We start from the raw sequence: 19241 nt of genomic DNA on the forward strand, positions 1-19241 counted from the left end.
TGGGAACCGGGAAGCGCCGTGGGCGCGGGACATGCGGGATGCGTCGGCGGGAGCAGCTGGCTGGGAAGCGGGCTGGTGAGGTGGGGGGGGCCGCTATGTGGACAGGCGGAGCCGCGCGGCGACTGCACCATGTGACGCTGCGTGCCCGCCTTGGGCCGGCAGCGTCACAAACGGTCTTAAGTCTTAAAACCGCGGCAAGTCCGGATGCGGCAGCAAGCCGCCGCGCACATGCATCTTGCCGTACTCTGCGCAACGCGCGCGGGTGGGAATGCCCTTGTCGGGATTGAGCAAGCCCGGCGCGTCAAAAGCGCGCTTGACCGCGTGGAATGTATCGCGCTCTTCGGGCGAAAACTGCACGCACATCGAATTGATTTTCTCGATGCCCACGCCATGCTCGCCAGTCACCGTGCCGCCCAGTTCGACGCACGTTTCGAGAATGTCGCAACCGAACGCCTCGGCCCGGTGCCACTCGTCCTGGTCGTTGCCGTTGAAGAGGATCAGCGGGTGCATATTGCCGTCGCCGGCATGGAATACGTTGATGCAGCGCAAGCCATATTTCTTCTCCATGACCTCGATGCGCGCCAGCAACGGCCCGATACTGCGACGCGGCACGGTGCCGTCCATGCAGTAGTAGTCGGGTGAAATGCGGCCGGCCGCCGGGAACGCGTTCTTGCGCCCGGACCAGAAGCGCAGCCGTTCGGCTTCCGAGCGTGAAATCTGGATGCGGGTTGCGCCCTGTTCACGCAGCACTGCCGTCATGCGGACGATTTCGTCGGCCACTTCTTCCGGCGTGCCATCCGATTCGCACAGCAGGATTGCCGCCGCGTCGAGGTCGTAGCCCGCGTTGACGAACTCTTCGACGGCGCGCGTGGCCGGTTTGTCCATCATCTCCAAGCCGGCCGGAATGATGCCCGCCGCAATGATGCCGGCGACCGCGTCGCCGCCTTTCACGACGTCGTCGAAACTGGCCATGATGACCTGCGCCGTCTGCGGTTTCGGGATCAGCTTGACGGTGACCTCCGTGACGATCGCGAACATGCCTTCGCTGCCGATCAGCACCGCGAGCAGGTCGAGCCCCGGCGCGTCCGGCGCGAGCGAACCGAATTCGACGATTTCGCCTTCCATCGTCACGGCGCGCACGCGCAGCACGTTGTGCACGGTGAGGCCGTATTTGAGACAGTGCACGCCGCCCGAATTCTCGGAGACGTTGCCGCCGATCGTGCAGGCAATCTGCGACGACGGATCGGGCGCGTAGTAAAGCCCGTAGGGCGCGGCGGCTTCGGAAATCGACAGATTGCGCACACCCGGTTGCACCGTGGCGGTCCGGGCGTACGAGTCGACCTCGACGATCTTGCGAAAGCGCGCGAGCGACACCACCACGCCGTGACGAATCGGCATCGCCCCTCCGGACAGGCCAGTGCCCGCGCCGCGCGGCACGATCGGCACGTCGAGCCGGTGACAGATTTGCACGATGCGCTGCACCTGCGATTCCGTCTCCGGCAAGGCGACCGCGAGCGGCAGACGCCGGTAGGCAGCAAGGCCGTCGCAGTCGTAGGCGACGGTGTCTTCTTCGCGATACAGCAGACAGTGGTTCGGCAGCACGGCCATCAGCGCCTGCACGACTTCGCGCTGGCGCTGGGCGAGAACTTCGGCCGTCAGTTCGACGGGTGCGTTCATATGACTTCTCTCCTGGTGTCTTTCACACTGCGTGCCCGGTCTGGCCTGGTTGTCCGGCAGCGGGCATGGCCGCTGCCGCAACCGGGTGCTGATGACGCCTCAAGCTGCCCAGGAAAAGATCTTGCCCGGGTTCATCAGATTACGCGGATCGAGCGCGTGCTTGATGGAGCGCATCGTATCGACGGCGACTTCGCCGTGTTCTTCGAGCAGGAAGTTCATCTTGTGCAGACCCACGCCGTGCTCGCCGGTGCAGGTGCCGTCCATGCGCAGCGCGCGTTGCACGATACGATGATTCAAGCGCTCGGCTTCGACGAGCTCCTCCGGCTTGTTCGGATCGATCAGGATCGCGACGTGGAAATTGCCGTCGCCCACATGGCCGACGATCGGGCAGGGCAGCGGCGACGCATTCAGATCCTGCTCAGTGTCCACCACGCATTCCGCGAGACGCGAGATCGGCACGCAGACATCGGTCGTGACGGCGCGGCAGCCGGGCTTCAGTTGCAGCATCGCGAAATAGGCGTTGTGGCGCGCGTTCCACAGGCGGCTGCGGTCTTCCGGCCGGGTCGCCCATTCGAAGCCTTCGCCGGCATTCTGCGCGGCGATCTCCTGCACCAGTTCCGCTTGCTCTTTCACACCGGCTTCGGTGCCGTGGAATTCGAAGAAGAGCGTAGGCGCCTCACGCAACGTGAGATTCGAATGGCGATTGATCGAGCGGATCGCGAGCGAGTCGACGAATTCGACGCGGGCGATCGGCACGCCCATCTGAATCGTTTCGATGACGGCACGCACCGCATCGCCCATCGATGGGAACGTGCATACCGCGGCCGAAACTGCTTCCGGCTGCGGATAGAGCCGGACGGTGATTTCGGTCATCACGCCGAGCGTGCCCTCGGAGCCGACGAACAGACGCGTGAGGTCGTAACCCGCCGACGACTTGCGCGCTCGCGTGCCGGTTTTGATCACGCGGCCGTCGGCGAGGACCACCGTCAGCCCGAGTACGTTTTCGCGCATCGTGCCGTAGCGCACGGCATTGGTGCCCGAGGCGCGCGTGGCCGACATGCCGCCGATGCTCGCGTCAGCACCCGGGTCGATCGGGAAAAAACAGGCCGGTGTCGCGTAGCGCTTCGTTCAACTGCTTGCGCGAGATGCCGGGTTCGACGGTGACGGTCAGGTCTTCGGCGTTGATCGACAACACGCGGTTCATTTCCGACAGGTCGATCGATACGCCGCCCTGGACCGCCAGCAGATGTCCTTCGAGCGACGAACCGTTGCCATAGGGAATGACCGGTACGTTGTATTGGCCGCACAGCTTGACGATGGCTTGCACGTCTTCCGTATTGCGCGCGAATACGACGGCGTCGGGAAGTTGGGGATCGAAGGGTGATTCGTCGCGGCCATGGTGGGTACGCACGGCTTCTGCCGTGGACACGCGTTCGCCGAAAGCGGCTTTGAGGGCGCTCAGCAACTCGGCGGGAAACGGTCGGCGCAGCGGCGCCGGCGGCACGGGATGATTCACGCATGTCTCCTGATATTGCGGCAGAGCTGTTCTGCAGCTTGTGCTTCATTTTACGCCGATCGCCCGTGGGCCGGCGTCGGGGGTGGCTGCCGCTCCTATAATGGCGGTGGCCTCACGATGCGCGCAATATGGATAAACGCGGTGGTGAATAGGGTGGTGAATAGGGTGGTAAATGGGGCGGCTAATAGGGTGGCTTATTAACCCGATTCGCCTTATGGAATCACCGGCGCCGCGTTGACGCATCGTCACTGAATGAATGCATGGGAGACATCATGGGCAACCGCTTGAGCAAGATCGCCACTCGTACGGGCGACGACGGCACCACCGGTCTCGGCGACGGCCGCCGCGTGCGCAAAGACAGCGCGCGCATTGCCGCGATCGGCGACGTCGATGAACTGAACTCGAACCTCGGCGTGTTGCTGTGCGAAACGCTGCCTGACACCGTGCGGGCGGCGCTGGTTGCGATTCAGCATGATCTGTTCGATCTCGGCGGTGAGCTTTGCATCCCCGGTCACACGATGATCACCGACAAACAGCTCGGCCAGCTCGACGACTGGCTGGCCGACTACAACGCTGCCCTGCCGCCCTTGAAGGAATTCATTCTTCCGGCGGGCTCGCGCGCGGCCGCGGTAGCGCACGTGTGCCGTACGGTGTGCCGGCGCGCCGAGCGGTCGATCGTCGCGCTGGGTGAAAGCGAGGCGATCAACGAGGCGCCGCGCCAGTATGTGAACCGTTTGTCCGACCTGCTGTTCGTGCTCGCACGCGTGCTTAATCGCGCGGACGGCGGCAGCGACGTGCTGTGGCAGCACGATCGTAGCGCGCCGGCTAACCCCGCGTTTTAGCTCCTTCAAGCGGTGCGACAATCTGCCCGGGTCAAAACTTGTCTTTAAAAATGTATTGTAAATGCATCTTTAAGGAGAAGTAGTTATGACCACGCTCACCGCCGACCAGATCGCCCGCGTCAAAGCCACCGTGCCCGTGCTCGCCGTACACGGCACAACCATCACCAAACACTTCTACAAGCGCATGTTCGCGCATCATCCTGAGTTGAAGAACGTGTTCAACCAGACTCACCAGAAGAGCGGCAATCAGCCGGAAACGCTCGCGAAGGCGGTGTATGCGTATGCCGCCAATATCGACAACCTCGGCGCGCTGGGCCCGACCGTTTCGCGAATCGCTCACAAGCACGTGAGTCTGAATATCCGGCCGGAGCAGTATCCGATCGTGGGCCGGCATCTGTTGGGTGCAATCGTTGATGTGCTTGGCGATGCGGTCGATCAGGAGACGCTTGGCGCATGGGAAGCCGCTTATGGGCAGCTCGCGAATATCTTCATCGGCACGGAGGTCAAGCTCTACGAAGGCGCCGCGTGGAGTGGCTTCCGGCCGTTCAAGGTTGCGCGCAAGGAAGTGGAGAGCGATGAAATCACGTCGTTCTATCTGACGCCCGCCGATGGTTCGCCGGCCTGCGGCTTCGAGCCCGGCCAATATCTGAGCGTGAAGCGTTTCGTGGATGAACTCGGCGTAGATCAGCCGCGGCAGTACAGCTTGTCGGATGCACCGAACGGAAACTGGCTGCGTATTTCGGTGAAGCGCGAGGCTGGCGGCGAAGATATGGCGCCAGGCCATGTATCGAACCTTCTGCACGCCGGTGTGGAAGTGGGCACGGTGGTGCACGTCAGCGCACCCACGGGCGATTTCACGCTGGACCGCAAGAAGACGACGCCCGTGGTGCTGATAAGCGGCGGCGTGGGCGTGACGCCGATGACCTCGATGCTGTCCACGTTGCTCGCCGACCGGAGCGAGCGCAGCGTGACCTTCGTGCATGCCTGCCGCAATGGCCGTGTGCATGCGTTCCGGCAGTGGCTCAACGATACGGTCGCAGCGCATCCCAACGTTACGCGCGCGGTGTTCTACGAAGCCATTGAGGCGAGTGATCGCGCCGGCGTGGACTACGATTTCGAAGGCCGCCTCGACCTCGCGAAAATCGCCGGCAAGGTGATGGTTTCCGATGCCGATTACTACATCTGCGGGCCGGTGCCGTTCATGCGCGCGCAATGCGACGCATTGGCCTCGCTTGGGGTCGATGCGGCGCGAATTCACACCGAAGTGTTCGGTTCAGGCGCGGTGCAGTGAAACAAGGGCGCATGGCGAGCTACGAGTGAATGCACACGAAGGCGTGCCGTGCGTCTTACCCAATCGCCAGCGTGACCGGTTTGCCGATCCGGCTCATCATTTCGACCAGGGTGTCGATCGTGAACTTGGTGGTCTTCTTGTTGACCACGTCTGACACGCGCGGACGCGACACCATCAGAATCTCGGCTGCCTCGGCCTGCTTCAGATGATGCTGTTCGATCCAGCTGGACAGCTCGGTCATCAATTGCTCCTTGAGCAGCCGCGTGTCGTTGATCTGTTTTTGCGACGCGGCGTGCAAGCGCTTCGCCTCTTCGGCGGAAAAACCGAGTTCGAGGAACAGGTTTGCGCCGGGCCTGGTTACGTGACGGATTTTCGTGTCGATCGTCATTTGTTAAGTTTTCCTGTCATTAATGATGGCGCGGTACCGCATCTCGGCAATCTTTCTATCCTGCGGCCCTGGCTTCTGGGTTTTCTTCTGGAAACAATGCAGCACATAAAGCGCTTCCACGAACTTGGTGACATACATCACGCGGTAAATGCCGTCAGCTTCTCTGATGCGAAACTCGCGCGTTCCAGCGCCGATCCAATCAAAGGGCTTCCAGTCGTCGGGGTCTAGTCCTGCCTGAATCTTGCCAAGCTGAAATCCGGCCCGGCGACGCGGCTCTTCGGGAAAGGCGAGTAAATCGTGATAGCTGGAGCCCATCCAGCGAATTTCTTTTTCCTGCTCCATAGCCGCCTTTCATGTACAAAATCTTATACGCGACTCTCAACCCGGTCAAGTCCCATTCGACCCGGCAACGAGTTGTTACGGTACAGAGGCGGCGCGTGAAGCACCATTCGTCCGTTCGGCTAATAAAAAAAACCCGGCTCGTCGAGCCGGGTTTTTCGATGAAGCTGCTATAGCAATCGCGCACGTGCGCGAAGCGGAATTTAATTGCCGCTGCCGCGCGTCACACGCCGTTGCTTGACTGCTTCAGCGAGACCCTCCAGCACGGCGACACTTTCGTCCCAGCCGATGCAGGCATCGGTGATGCTCTGGCCGTACGTCAGCGCGCAGCCTTCCTGCAGATCCTGGCGGCCCGCGATCAGGTGCGATTCCACCATCACGCCGACAATCCGTTCGTCGCCCGAAGCAATCTGGCGGCCGATGTCCGCGCACACCGGAATCTGGTTCTCGTGCTTCTTCGAGCTGTTCGCGTGGCTCGCGTCGATCATCAGACGCGCCGCGAGACCTGCCTTGCCGATGTCGGCACACGCCGCATTGACGCTGTCGGCATCGTAGTTCGGCGTCTTGCCGCCGCGCAGGATGATGTGGCAGTCCTCATTGCCGGCGGTCGAGACGATCGCCGAGTGGCCGCCCTTTGTGACGGACAGGAAATGGTGCGGTTGCGATGCGGCCTTGATCGCGTCGACGGCGATCTTGACGTTGCCGTCCGTGCCGTTCTTGAAGCCGACCGGGCACGACAGTCCCGACGCCAGTTCGCGATGCACTTGCGATTCGGTCGTGCGCGCGCCGATTGCACCCCACGAGATCAGATCGGCGATGTACTGCGGGCTGATCATGTCGAGGTATTCGGTCCCGGCCGGCAGCCCGAGTTCGTTGATACGCAGCAGCAACTCGCGCGCGGTGCGCAGGCCGTCGTTGATCTTGAAGCTGTTGTCCATGTGCGGGTCGTTGATGAGACCCTTCCAGCCCACCGTCGTACGCGGCTTTTCGAAGTACACCCGCATCACGATTTCGAGCTCGCCGGCGAAGCGCTTGCGCTGTCCGACGAGACGCCCGGCGTATTCCATCGCCGCCTTCGTATCGTGAATCGAGCACGGTCCGATGATGACGATCAGACGGTCTTCCATGCCGTGCAGGATGCGATGCATTGCGTTGCGCGAGTTGTAGATCACGTCCGACACCGTTTCGTCGCACGCGAATTCGCGGATCAGGTGAGCGGGCGGCGTGAGTTCTTTCAATTCGCGGATACGGACATCGTCGGTGTTGTGCGGGGGCATGCTTGTTCTCCTGAATCGGGTCGTAGCGTGTTCGCGCGGGCAACGAAGGCTGCGATCGGACAGCAATCAGGCAGCGATGCCAGGGCGGACAACAATCAAAAAGATTTCAACGGCAAAAGGTTCAAAGGCGTGAGGCGAAAAAAAAACCGCCAGGCTAGCTGGCGGTTTTCGTGAATTCTGGGTGTCTTGCGTGCACTAACACCCCTCTCGATCCGCCAGCGGTCTGAGATGCCAAAAAAAGTAAAAGTAAAACTTGGCGGACATGGCGAAATAGGTCGCTGGTCAAAAAGGGTGAGTGACTTTATAACCCGTGCAAGCTCGGCTGACAAGCTGTAGGGGTTAAAAATGCGGTAAATCCGCATACTTAGAGCATTGTATGCACGAAGTATGCGTCTACATCTCAATCAGGCCGTGCCGCCCACCGTCATCCGGTCGATGCGCAGCGTCGGCTGACCGACGCCCACCGGCACGCTCTGGCCTTCCTTGCCACATACGCCAACGCCCGAATCGAGCTTCATGTCGTTGCCGATCATGCTGACGTACTTGAGCGATTCCGGGCCGCTGCCGACCAGCGTCGCGCCCTTGACCGGGTAGGTGATCTTGCCGTTTTCGATCATGTACGCCTCGGAGGCCGAGAACACGAACTTGCCGTTCGTGATGTCGACCTGGCCGCCACCGAAGTTCACCGCGTACAAGCCGCTCTTCACGGACGCGATGATTTCTTGCGGGTCTTTGTCGCCGTTGAGCATGTACGTGTTGGTCATACGCGGCATCGGCAGGGCGGCGTACGATTCGCGGCGCGCGTTACCCGTGACCGGCATTTTCATCAGGCGCGCGTTCAGCGTGTCCTGGATGTAACCCTTCAGAATACCGTCTTCGATCAGCGTCGTGCACTGGGTCGGATTGCCTTCGTCGTCGATATTCAACGAGCCGCGGCGATTCGGCAGCGTGCCGTCGTCGACCACCGTCACGCCCTTCGCCGCAACCCGCTCGCCGATTTGACCCGCGAACGCCGACGATCCCTTGCGGTTGAAGTCGCCTTCGAGGCCGTGGCCGATCGCTTCGTGCAGCAGCACGCCGGGCCAGCCCGGTCCAAGTACCACAGACATCGCGCCGGCCGGAGCCGGACGGGCGTCGAGGTTCACCAGCGCCGCATGCACAGCGTCGTCGACATAGCTCGACAGTACTTCGTCAGTGAAATAGCCATAGTCGAAGCGGCCACCGCCGCCGCCGCTGCCGATTTCGCGGCGGCCATTCTGCTCGGCGATCACCGTGACCGACACGCGCACGAGCGGCCGGATATCGGCCGCAAAGCCGCCGTCGCTGCGCGCGACCAGCACCACGTCGTATTCACCGGCGAGGCCCGCCATGACTTGCTGGATGCGCGGATCGCGGCCGCGCGCGATCTGTTCGATGCGCTCGAGCAGCTTGACCTTGGCGGTCGCGTCGAGCGAGTGCAGCGGATCGGCAGGCAGGTACAGATCGCGCCCGGCAATGCCGGTCAGCGACGTGGCCACCTTGATCTTCTGCTTGCCGCCGCCCGCCTTGGCAATCGAACGGGTGGCGAGCGCCGCCTGACGGATCGCTTCGGGCGACAGGTCGTCCGAATAGGCGAAGGCCGTGCGGTCGCCTGACACGGCGCGCACGCCGACACCCTGGTCGATACTGAAGCTGCCCGACTTCACGATGCCTTCCTCGAGACTCCACGCTTCGCTGCGCGTGTACTGGAAGTACAGGTCGGCGTAGTCGATCTTGTGCGTGAAGATTTCGGCGAGCGTGCGGGTGAGCAGGGATTCGTCGAGACCGTAGGGCGTCAGGAGGATGTCCTTGGCGGTGGCGAGATTACGGATACCGGGTTCGATGATGTTCATGCGAAGTATGTTCTGCTCGATACGAAGGATTCGGTTAGCGCTTGCATCACCACTATATGAGTGACGCGCGCCGCACTTTCAATGTCAGCTAATACATCAGCAGCTCAGCACGCGGTGACGCCAGGCCGGCAGGCTCTGCCGGACTTCGTCGATGCGCGCACGCTCGAGGTTGCCGGCCACCACGCCGGGGCCTTCGTCGCGCACCGCGACGATGTCGCCCCACGGGTCGATCAGCATGCTGTGGCCCCATGTCCGGCGGCCATTTTCATGTTTGCCGCCTTGCGCGGCTGCCAGCACGTAACACTGGTTTTCGACCGCCCGGGCGCGTAGCAGCATCTCCCAATGCGCGCGGCCGGTGGTGTAAGTGAACGCCGAGGGCACCACGATCAGCGCGCAGTCGCCCATGCGCCGGTACAGCTCCGGAAAGCGCAGATCGTAGCAGACCGACAGGCCGACCCGGCCGAACGGCGCCTCGAAGGTGCGGACTTCTCCGCCGGGGCAGATGGTGCGGGCCTCGTCGAACGATTCCTCGGCCTTTTCGAAGTTGAACAGATGGATCTTGTCGTAGCGCGCGGCCTCGCGGCCCTGCGGGTCGAACACCAGCGTGGTGTTCAGCACGCGCGCCGGTTCCTGCGACATCAAGGGCAAGGTGCCGCCGATCACCCACACCTTGTGGCGGCGCGCGGCATCGGCGAGAAAGCGCTGGATCGGGCCGTCCTGGTAGGGCTCGCGCACGGCGAGCTTGTCGGTGTCCTTGAAGCCCATGAAGCAGAAGTACTCGGGCAGCAAGACGAGTTGCGCGCCGTCGGCGGCGGCTTCGGCGATCAGGCGTTCCGCTTCGGCCAGATTGCGCTCGCGATCCGGCGTGCTCACCATTTGCAGCGCCGCAACGCGGAAGGCGCTTTCGGAAGATCCGCTGGACGCCGCAATGGGCGACGCGGTGGAGGAGGATGGAGAGACGTGTGTTTCGCTCATGAGCGTTTCGAAAAACTCCCGGCAAGGCGGCGGCGCGAACCGCTGGCGCCGCATACGTCGTTCAAGGCTGGCTGGGGTCCATGGTGCGGCGCTCTTCTGATCAAACAACAGATCGGATTGGGCTCAATTCGCTTCCACGGTCGAAGCCGGAGCGTCCATCTTACCGCGATCGCCCTTCACCCGCTCGATGTGCGGTTTCGACCACGAACCGGTGATCGCGTACTCGCGCGCAAACGCCGTGGAGACCGATTTGCTGAAGGCCAGGTCGGCCACCAGCGCGCCAAGCCCGAGGAACGGATTGATCACGGTCGCGGCGATCACGGCGGCGCCGGCGCTGATGGTCGGCACGATCTGCACGTGCAGATCCTGGGTTTCCTGCGCCAGATCCACCGAGCCCTTCATTTCAGCGCGGGCCGGCGCCGTCACCATCTCGAAGTTCTCGGTGCGGCCAATGCCGTTGTGGATCTCGCCCGTGCCGGTGACGTGCTCGAAAGGCAGCCCTTCGCCGATCACGTCGCGGAAATTGAGCGTGGCGAAGCGCGCGAGGCTTTGCAGGCTGAGCACGCCCAGCAGTTTCGCGACGCCCGGGTCGACCTTGAGAATCTGCCCATGGCGCAGATCGACGGCCAGATTGCCGTTGAGCGTCGGGTAGTCGATGGCGGTGGGGCCGCCGCGCCACACGACCTTGCCCGACAGCGTGCCGCTGCCGGCCTTGATCGTGTGCGGCTGGCCGAAGCGCTCCAGCAGCCCGCCGGCGTCCTTGATGTCGAGTTTGAAATCGAACACGGTACGGCGCGGCGTCGCTTCGTCGGCCGTATTGCCAAGGCCCGTCGACGTGCGCCAGTTCGCGGTCGCGGTCAGCGTGGCAGCGGGGTTGGTGATGTCGAGTTTGTCGAGTTGCCAGACCGGCACGCCGTCTTCTTCGAAGTTGTGCGCGTCGACCTCGAGCCGGCCAATGTTGCGATCCCGCACGATCAACTCGTTGACCACCAGATCGATCGACGGCATGTTCTGAGCCGGCGCGGACATGGCCTGGCCAAGCAGATCCTTGTCCGTGGCCGAGGGAATCACCACGCGGGCAAAGCGTGCCTGCAGCGTGCCCGGCGATTCCTTATTGGCGCCCGGCAGCCAGGAAACGTGGCCCGACACCTGGTTCGACGCGATATTGGCTTGCCATTTGCTGTCCGCATGCGACGCGCCGACGATCACGCTGTCCCAATGCCGCTTGAGCAGCGTCAGGGTCCCGATGTGCAGCGCGAAGCGGTTCGGCAGGAATTGCGCGAGGGTCGGGTTCGGCGCAGCCGGCGCTGCCGTGGCGCTGGGCGCGGGCGTTGGCGCTTCCTTGTTGCGCATCTGCGTGATGAGCGCGCGCCAGGCGTCGGCGTCGAACGTTTCGAGGTCGACGGCGGCGATCACGCCATCGGACGGCAAATCGGCGGGCTTGTTGACGCCGATCGCGCCGCTCACGACCGTCGGCGGTGTTTTGGGCTGGTAACGCAGCAGGTAGGTGGCGGCGATCGGGCCAAAGGTGAGATCGGTGCGTTCCAGACCGGCTTCGCTCGCGTCGGTGGAAGGGCGGACCGCGAAGTGCAGCGGCATCGGCGTGCCGACCGGTTTGTCGAACGGCGCGGGGAAATCGAGCGCAAGGCCGCTCAGATCGGAGTTCGCCGTGACCTCCGGCAACCGCCCCTTGGCGCCGCGCACATTGAGCGCGTAGGGCGCGGTGCCGCTCATGCGTGTCAGCACCTGGGCGGCCGGGCCATGCAGATTCAGGCCGCGCGCGGCATCGGCGGCGATGTGGCCGCCGAGGGCGAGTGCATACGTGCCGTCCTGCTTCAGGCCACCATTCGCATGCACGTCGCCGCCGAGGAACTGGCCCGAGAGCCGGTCGAGCTGCGCCGTATGTTCGGTAAAGCGCACCTTGCCGTTCAGTTGCGACAACGGCGGCACGTTATCGACAGTCAAACGATTGTTCTGGAAGCCCACCGCGCCTTCCACGCCGATATGCGGCTTCGGCGTGCGCGGCACGGTCAGTTTGAGCGCCAGCGCGGCGGGGCCTTCGGCGTGCACTTTCTCGGTCGCATGTTTGGACATGATGCCGAGCGAGCTTTCGTTGACGTAGTCGAGCATGTCCGCAAGCGGCCCGCGACCGTTACCCGTGATGACGAGGTCGGACGCCTTGGTGCCGAGGTCGTCGATCCTGCCGTTCACCTTGTTCAAGGCGACCTGCTTGTAACGGGCGCGGTCGACATCGAAGCGCAGCACGTTCTGCTTGAGCTCGAACACGCCGTCGATGCCATCCAGCGGCGGCCACACGTTCGGCGTGCCGTTCTTCATCTTGCGCGGCGGGTACGGCGAAGGGTCGAACTTGCCGCCCTTGAACGGCGCGACGATATGGAAGATCCCGGCTTCCGGGGCGCGGGAGTAGGGGAATTTGGTCAGATCGCCGTGGATTTCGATCGTCGCGCCGTGCGATACGCCGGCTTGCAGCCCATGGCCGAGATAGATGCGCAGCTTTTCGCTGATGCTGGTCGGCAGATAGCGGACGATGCGCGCGACTTGCGCCCGGTGGAAGTCGGCCTTCAGATCGAGCGAGCCGCGCCCATGGCCCGGGTTGCTGTAATCGGCGGTGGCGGTGGCGTCGGCGTCCGCGTTCGAGATGCCGAAGTCGGCCAGTTTGACGGCGAACGCACGGTGATTTTCGCCCGGCGCTTTCGGCGAGATGGTCCAGTCGGCCCGGCCGTGCATGCGGTCGAGCTTCAGGCGCGGGTCGTCGAACACGCCCGGCAGCGTAATCGCGACGTTGGAAGTGTCGAGCGTGGCGGTGCCGTGGTTTTCGTCGGCGTCGACCGTGCCCCACAGGTTTTCGATGCCGGGAATGCCGGCGCGCGGGTGATTCAGCGGGGTGAGCCCCGGCGGCGGTTCCTGCGCGGCGATGCTGATGCCCCGCAGGTCGCCCTTGAAGCGATAGCGCTCGATCGGCTCGGCGCCGCTCGGCCGGTGGTCACTGCCCGCTTCGCCGGATTCGGGTTTGCCGCGTTCGATTTCGATCACGTAGTTCGCCACCATGCCACGCGGATTGAAGCGCACCAGATTGTTCAGCAAGGGGCGCGGGAACGGCAGCGCGCGGGCGAATTCGGCGAGGATGCCCAGGTCGACGCGGTCGCCATTGACGCTGACGAGTTGCCCATGCTGCAGCGAGGCGGTCCGATAGTGGCCGTTCAGCGTGGTTAGCGCGAGGGTGCGGGTGAGCGGCGTACCGTCGTCGAGCGGCGGCTGGCCGAGTTCGGCGTGCAAGTTCTTCAGTTGCAGCGTGTAGTCGCCCTGGTTGACCTCGACACGCCATGAGAAACTGGCGATCGGCACCACCAGCTTGGGCTGGGTCGGGCGCACCCGCATCGAGACGTCCGTGCCGGCCAGCTTGCCGCTTGCCGACGTCATGTGGCCATCGGCGAAGTCAGCCCAGATCGCATTGTCGATGCGGCCGGCGAACGTCTCGATCGGGAAATTGATGTAACGCGCGAGGGTCGGCAGATCGACCGGACCGGTCGACATATAGACCTGGCCGGCCCAGTTGACCGGCTTGCCGATCGCGGAGAGCCGGGCGTGTTTGAAATGCGTGCGGAAGTCGATCGGCCCGTGCAGGACCTGGCCGTCGGCGGGCGCTTGCAACGCGAGCCGGTGATCGTAGCCGTCGTTGAGAATCGCGATCCGGATGTCGCGCAGGGCGAGTTCCGGCGCGTCATGCTGGGCATCGCGCCAGCGCAGCACCCCGCCACGCACGACGATCGCCTGTTGGCGCAAGAGCCAGGTGGACAGCGTGTCGTTGCCGCTGTGCCGGGTGGGCACCGGCACGCCCGCCACCGAAATCACGCCGTCGCTGCTGCGCGACACCAGCACGTCGGGCTGATCGACGATCAGGCTGGAAAGCGCGGGATGGAATTGCCAGAGCGACTTCCACGAAAGCGAGGCGGTGGCGTGCGGAATAGTCAGTGCCGCTTTGCCTTCATGGTCGCGGATGACGATATCGGTGACGTCGAGGCCCGGTTGAAAACCGCTCCAATGCGGCGCCAGCTTGCCGATGGTGAACTGCGTGTGCAGCTTCTCGGAGACCGTGGCTTCGATGCGCGGGCGGAACGAGTCGACGCGCGGCAGCACCACGTAACGCAAGCCAAGAAAGAGCGCCGCCGCGATGAAGTAAAAGGCGAGTGCGAACGCCAGCAGCACATGGGACGTCCGATGCAGCACCACGTGGGCGCTTCCGCTCGCGGGCCGGACCTGCCTGGTTTCGTGCGGGTCGGCGGATTCGTTTCGCTCGGACATGCTGCGGCGGGTGGGCGTATGGTAGTTTTGCGAATTAACGACGAAATGTAACACACGGGAAAGCGTCGGCGAACTTCCGGCAAACCCTTTGTGCATGCCGTCTCGCGAGCTGCGCGAGGCCGCCGGACCCGTGTGTTGCAGCGAACCGAACAACGCCGATCAGGCAACGAGCGAGCCAGACCCTTGATGACTGACGCCACACTCCTGAGTTCCAGCTATTCGCATTACGCGGCGCGCGCCGCGGCGGCCCGTCCGCAAATCGTGGCGCACGTGGCGGCGCTCGCGTCCGCACCCCTTAGCCGCGAACGGATCGACGCGCGCTTTGACGTGTTATGCGCCGAGGCAGCAGGCGCGGGCGGCGGCCCGTTGAGCGAGGATGCGCTCAAACGCGCCTTGCGCCAATTGCGCACAGAGGTTTTTTGCGCCGTGATGGAGCGCGACCTGGCGGGCGAGGCGGATGTCGCCGAAGTCACCGGCGCGATGACCGATCTGGCGGAGACGACGATCCAGCGGGCCTTGGCCGTGGTGTCCGCCGAGCTCGAAACGCTTTACGGCGAGCCGCGCGGACCACAGGGCGAGCGCCTCGCGCTTGGCGTGGTCGGGATGGGCAAGCTGGGCGGACGCGAATTGAATGTTTCGTCGGATATCGACCTCATCTTCGTGTATGAAGAAGACGGTGAGACTGCGGGCGGTCAGCGTTCGCCGATCGCCACTCAGGACTTTTTCACGCGTCTGGGCAAACGCCTGATCGGCGCGTTGGCCGAGGTGACCGCCGACGGTTACGTGTTCCGGGTCGATATGCGCTTGCGGCCGAACGGCGATTCGGGGCCGCTCGTGTGCAGCCTCGGCATGCTCGAAGAGTATTTCTACGTGCAGGGCCGCGAGTGGGAGCGCTATGCATGGATCAAGGGCCGGCTCGTGTCCGAATGCGCGAGCGAGGCGGCAGTGCGGCTGCAGAAGCAGCTCGACGCGATCGTCACGCCGTTCGTCTATCGGCGTTATCTCGACTTCGGCGTGATCAGCGCGATTCGCGCGCTGCATTTGCAGATTCGCCAGGAAGCGCAGCGGCGCGCCTCGATGCGGCCCGACAAGGCCGACGACATCAAGCTGGGTCGCGGCGGCATCCGCGAAATCGAATTCAGCGCTCAGGTCTTTCAGCTGATCCGGGGCGGCCAGGATGCCGGCTTCCGGGTGCGTCCGACGCTCGCCGTGTTGCGCCACGCGGCCACGCATGGGCTGATCGATACCTCGGTCTGCGTGAAGCTTTCACAGGCGTACCGCTTCCTGCGCGAACTCGAGCACCGCCTGCAATACCGCAACGACGCGCAAACCCACGCGATGCCGGTCGATCCTGAGGAACGTGCGGCACTCGCGCACGCCATGGGTTGCGACGACTATGCCGCGTTGATACTCAAGCTCGACGCGCATCGCGAGTTGGTCGAGCAGCAGTTCGACCAGATTTTTGCCGACAAGGTGAGCGGCCGCGACGGTTGCGGCGCACCGGAAGACGGCGCGGCGGCGTGGGTCTGGAGCAGCGCGCTCGCCGACGACAGCGCTGACGACGCGCTTCAGGCGCGCCTGGTCGAACTGGGTGTGTCCGGGCCGGGCGAGTTGCTGACGCGCCTGCGCGCGGTCTGGCAGTCGTCGCGTTACGCAGGGCTTGCCGAGCGTAGCCGGCAGCGCTTCGACATCGTCGCGCAGCGTGCGCTGGAAGCCGCGCGTACGCTGGAGCCGCCTGAACGGCGCGGCGATACGGTGGCGCGCTTCTTCGACCTGCTCGAAGCCGTGAGCCGGCGTGGCGCGTACCTTGCACTGCTGACGGAATATCCGCAGGCGCTGCATCGGGTGCTGTCGGTGCTGGGCGGTTCGCGCTGGGCCGCCGGCTATCTGATCCGCCACCCGCAATTGCTTGACGAACTCCTCGACGACGAGGCGATGGACAGTCCGTTCGATTGGCCTGAGTTCAAGCGCACGCTGCGCTTGCGGCTGGCCGCAGCGGACGGCGTCGAGCAGCAAATGGATCTGCTGCGTCACGCGCACCAGGCCGAGGTGTTCCGCATTCTGTTGATCGATCTGGCCGGCAGGCTGAGTGTCGAGCATGTGAGCGACCGTCTGTCCGAACTTGCCGACGCTGTGCTCGACGTCACGCTCGAAGCCGTCTGGAATCAATTGGCCAAACGCCACCGCGAGGTGCCGAAGTTTGCGGTGATCGCGTACGGCAAGCTGGGCGGCAAGGAGCTCGGCTACGCGTCCGATCTCGACGTCATCTTCCTCTACGACGATCCGGACGATGCCGCCGCCGACGTTTATGCCACCTACACGCGCCGTCTCATCACCTGGCTCACGACGGCGACCGGCGCGGGCACCTTGTTCGACGTCGACTTGCGGCTGCGGCCGAACGGCGAGTCGGGCCTGCTCGTGACCGATCTGGACGCGTTCCGCCGTTATCAACTGCGCGAAGGCGATGCCGCCAATACCGCCTGGGTGTGGGAGCATCAGGCGTTGAGCCGCGCGCGTTACTGCGCGGGCGACGCCGAAATCGGCGCGAAATTCGAGCAGATTCGCGAACAGGTGCTGACCACGCCGCGTGAAGCCGGGCCGCTCGCGAAGGAAATCGTCGAGATGCGCGAACGCGTCGAGGCGGGGCATCCGAACCATACGGCGCTGTTCGACCTGAAGCATGATCGCGGAGGCATGGTCGATATCGAATTCACCGTGCAGTACTGGGTGCTGCTGCATGCGGCGAGCGATCCTGAACTGATCCGCAATACCGGCAACATTGCGTTGCTGCGTGAGGTGTCGCGCTTCGGCCTGATGAGCGAGGCGGAAGCGGAGACGCTCGGCGCCGCTTACCGGATTTACCGGAAGTTGCAGCACAAGCTGCGGCTGGACGGGATGGAGAAGGCGCGCGTCGATCCGGAGCTGGTGGTGACTCAGCGAGAGGCGGTATTGGGGCTTTGGACGCGGGTGTTTGGCTGATCTAAGCCGCCAGCATTTCCTTCGCGTGCTTGCGGGTGGTCGCGGTGATCTCCAGCCCGCCGAGCATTCGCGCGACTTCTTCGACGCGGCTCGCGCGGTCGAGCGAGGTCACGCTGCTCACCGTGCCGCCCTTGCCGTTACCCGCTTTCGCCACCTGGAAATGATGGTCGCCACGCGCGGCAACCTGCGGCAAGTGCGTGACGCACAGCACCTGACGCGCCTGCCCCAGTTGATGCAGCAACCGTCCAACCACTTCAGCGACACCGCCGCCGATCCCCGTATCCACTTCGTCGAAGATCAGGGTTGGTGTCGGACTCGCGGCACTCGCAATGACCGCCAGGGCGAGACTGATCCGCGCCAGTTCTCCACCTGAGGCAACTTTCGCGAGTGGCCGCAACGGCACGCCGGCATGACCGGCGACGCGGAATTCGATCTGCTCCAGCCCATGTGCGCCGCCTTCCGGCAGTTGCACCAACGCCACTTCGAAGCTGCCGCCTTTCATTGACAGTTCCTGCATGCCGGTGGTCACGGCGGCGCCTAGAGATTTGCCGGCCTTGGCGCGCGCCTTCGACAGTTTTTTTGCTTCGGTGAGGAAAGTTTCTTTTGCTTTGGCAACCGCTGCGTGCAGGCTGTCGAGATCCGCTGCGGCGTCGAGCGCGGCGAGTTGCGCGCGGCGCGCCTCGTGTTCCTCCGGCAGCGTTTCCGGCTTCAAGCGGAATTTGCGTGCGGCCGAGTGCAGCGCGTCGAGACGCTTTTCGACCTGGGCGAGCCGGTCGGGATCCAGTTCGAGCTTCTGCGCGTAGTGGCTGAGCGAATAGGCCGCTTCCTGCAACTGGATCTCGGCCGGTTCAAGCGCCGCCAGCACATCGTTCAGCGCCGGGTCGATCTCAGCGAGGTCGCGCACCTTCGAGACGATCGAGGCGAGATGCGTGATCATCGCCTCGTCCGATTCGGACAGCGCGCCGAGCGCCCCTTGAACGCCGTCGATCAGATTGGCTGAATGCGACAGGCGCCGATGCTCGGTGTTGACCTCTTCCCATTCGCCCGGTTGCGGCGAAAGTTTGTCCAGTTCGGTGAGCTGCCAGGCGAGGCGCTCGCGCTCCAGCTGCAGTTCGCGGTCGCGTGTTTGCGCATGCTCGACGGCCTGAACCTTTTCCCGCCATGACCGCCATGCACGAGTGACGGCTGCCGCGGTTTCCGTGAGGCCGGCATGGGTGTCGAACAGTTCGCGTTGCGCGTCCGGGCGCATCAGCAACTGGTGCGCGTGTTGCCCGTGAATATCCACCAGCATCTCGCCGACTTCGCGCAACTGCGCGAGCGTCGCCACCGTGCCGTTGATGAACGCCCGCGAGCGGCCGTTCGCATCTACCACGCGACGCAGCATCACCGTGCCGCCATGATGGCCTTCGTCGGCGGTCACGCCGAGCGCCTGCTCGTCGAGCCATTGATCGACCTGCGCATGCGTGTCGAACTCCGCAGTGACGTCGGCGCGGCTCTCGCCGGTGCGCACCACGTTCGCATCGGCACGGGCGCCGAGCGCTAGCGCTAGCGCGTCGATCAGGATCGACTTGCCGGCGCCTGTTTCGCCGGAGAAAACGGTAAAGCCGCTGTCGAATTCGAGATCGAGCGCGGCGACGATGACGAAGTCGCGTATCGAGAGGTGGCGAAGCATGGAGGTCGTCTGGTGAGCTTGAATTTCAGGGTTCGGCAGCGGCGGCGTTCGTGTTCCGATCTTCCGGCCGTCTGGCGTTCCGGCGTTCCGG

Annotated in this window: 11 protein-coding genes and 1 pseudogene; 3 read left to right on the plus strand and 9 right to left on the minus strand. The window is 64.0% G+C overall.

Features of this window, described 5'->3' with window-relative positions:
* Nucleotides 1-183: 183 nt before the first annotated feature.
* The gene (locus B0G76_RS37375; protein ID WP_120297720.1) at nt 184-1677 is read right to left on the minus strand and encodes an FAD-linked oxidase C-terminal domain-containing protein; all 1494 of its coding nucleotides are present in this window, start codon (nt 1675-1677) and stop codon (nt 184-186) included.
* Between the two features lie 99 nt (nt 1678-1776).
* Nucleotides 1777-3193, minus strand: a pseudogene (locus tag B0G76_RS37380) (FAD-linked oxidase C-terminal domain-containing protein).
* A 272-nt stretch (nt 3194-3465) separates the two neighbouring features.
* Here B0G76_RS37380 and B0G76_RS37385 point away from each other — a divergent pair.
* Nucleotides 3466-4035 (plus strand): cob(I)yrinic acid a,c-diamide adenosyltransferase, encoded by a 570-nt coding sequence (locus B0G76_RS37385; protein WP_120297721.1) that lies wholly within the window; start codon nt 3466-3468, stop codon nt 4033-4035.
* Between the two features lie 85 nt (nt 4036-4120).
* Nucleotides 4121-5326: an NO-inducible flavohemoprotein gene (gene hmpA / locus B0G76_RS37390; protein ID WP_120297722.1), complete on the plus strand. Its 1206-nt coding sequence runs from the start codon at nt 4121-4123 to the stop codon at nt 5324-5326.
* A gap of 55 nt (nt 5327-5381) precedes the next feature.
* Here hmpA and B0G76_RS37395 read toward each other — a convergent pair whose 3' ends face one another.
* The 6 genes from B0G76_RS37395 to B0G76_RS37420 all read right to left on the minus strand — a co-directional run bounded on the left by B0G76_RS37395 (nt 5382) and on the right by B0G76_RS37420 (nt 14499).
* A complete protein-coding gene (locus B0G76_RS37395) occupies nt 5382-5714 on the minus strand; it encodes a helix-turn-helix domain-containing protein (RefSeq protein WP_120297723.1) in 333 nt (110 codons plus the stop codon).
* A gap of 3 nt (nt 5715-5717) precedes the next feature.
* Complete coding sequence (locus tag B0G76_RS37400) at nt 5718-6056, minus strand: type II toxin-antitoxin system RelE/ParE family toxin (protein WP_120297724.1); 339 nt, start codon at nt 6054-6056, stop codon at nt 5718-5720.
* 200 nt (nt 6057-6256) lie between these two features.
* Complete coding sequence (gene aroG / locus B0G76_RS37405; protein ID WP_120297725.1) at nt 6257-7330, minus strand: 3-deoxy-7-phosphoheptulonate synthase AroG; 1074 nt, start codon at nt 7328-7330, stop codon at nt 6257-6259.
* Between the two features lie 404 nt (nt 7331-7734).
* Nucleotides 7735-9201 carry a metalloprotease TldD gene (gene tldD, locus B0G76_RS37410; RefSeq protein ID WP_120297726.1) on the minus strand — a complete coding sequence of 489 codons (1467 nt, stop codon included), beginning with the start codon at nt 9199-9201 and terminating at the stop codon, nt 7735-7737.
* Between the two features lie 96 nt (nt 9202-9297).
* Nucleotides 9298-10176 carry a carbon-nitrogen hydrolase family protein gene (locus B0G76_RS37415; protein ID WP_120298081.1) on the minus strand — a complete coding sequence of 293 codons (879 nt, stop codon included), beginning with the start codon at nt 10174-10176 and terminating at the stop codon, nt 9298-9300.
* Between the two features lie 123 nt (nt 10177-10299).
* Complete coding sequence (locus B0G76_RS37420) at nt 10300-14499, minus strand: YhdP family protein (protein WP_259460935.1); 4200 nt, start codon at nt 14497-14499, stop codon at nt 10300-10302.
* A 132-nt stretch (nt 14500-14631) separates the two neighbouring features.
* Here B0G76_RS37420 and glnE point away from each other — a divergent pair, with 132 nt between their 5' ends.
* The gene (gene glnE, locus B0G76_RS37425; protein WP_120298082.1) at nt 14632-17478 is read left to right on the plus strand and encodes a bifunctional [glutamate--ammonia ligase]-adenylyl-L-tyrosine phosphorylase/[glutamate--ammonia-ligase] adenylyltransferase; all 2847 of its coding nucleotides are present in this window, start codon (nt 14632-14634) and stop codon (nt 17476-17478) included.
* Nucleotide 17479: 1 nt separating this feature from the next.
* Here glnE and recN read toward each other — a convergent pair whose 3' ends face one another.
* Nucleotides 17480-19150: a DNA repair protein RecN gene (recN, locus tag B0G76_RS37430; RefSeq protein ID WP_120297727.1), complete on the minus strand. Its 1671-nt coding sequence runs from the start codon at nt 19148-19150 to the stop codon at nt 17480-17482.
* Nucleotides 19151-19241: the final 91 nt, after the last annotated feature.

The sequence above is a fragment of the Paraburkholderia sp. BL23I1N1 genome, from assembly GCF_003610295.1.
In the GTDB taxonomy this organism is placed as follows: domain Bacteria; phylum Pseudomonadota; class Gammaproteobacteria; order Burkholderiales; family Burkholderiaceae; genus Paraburkholderia.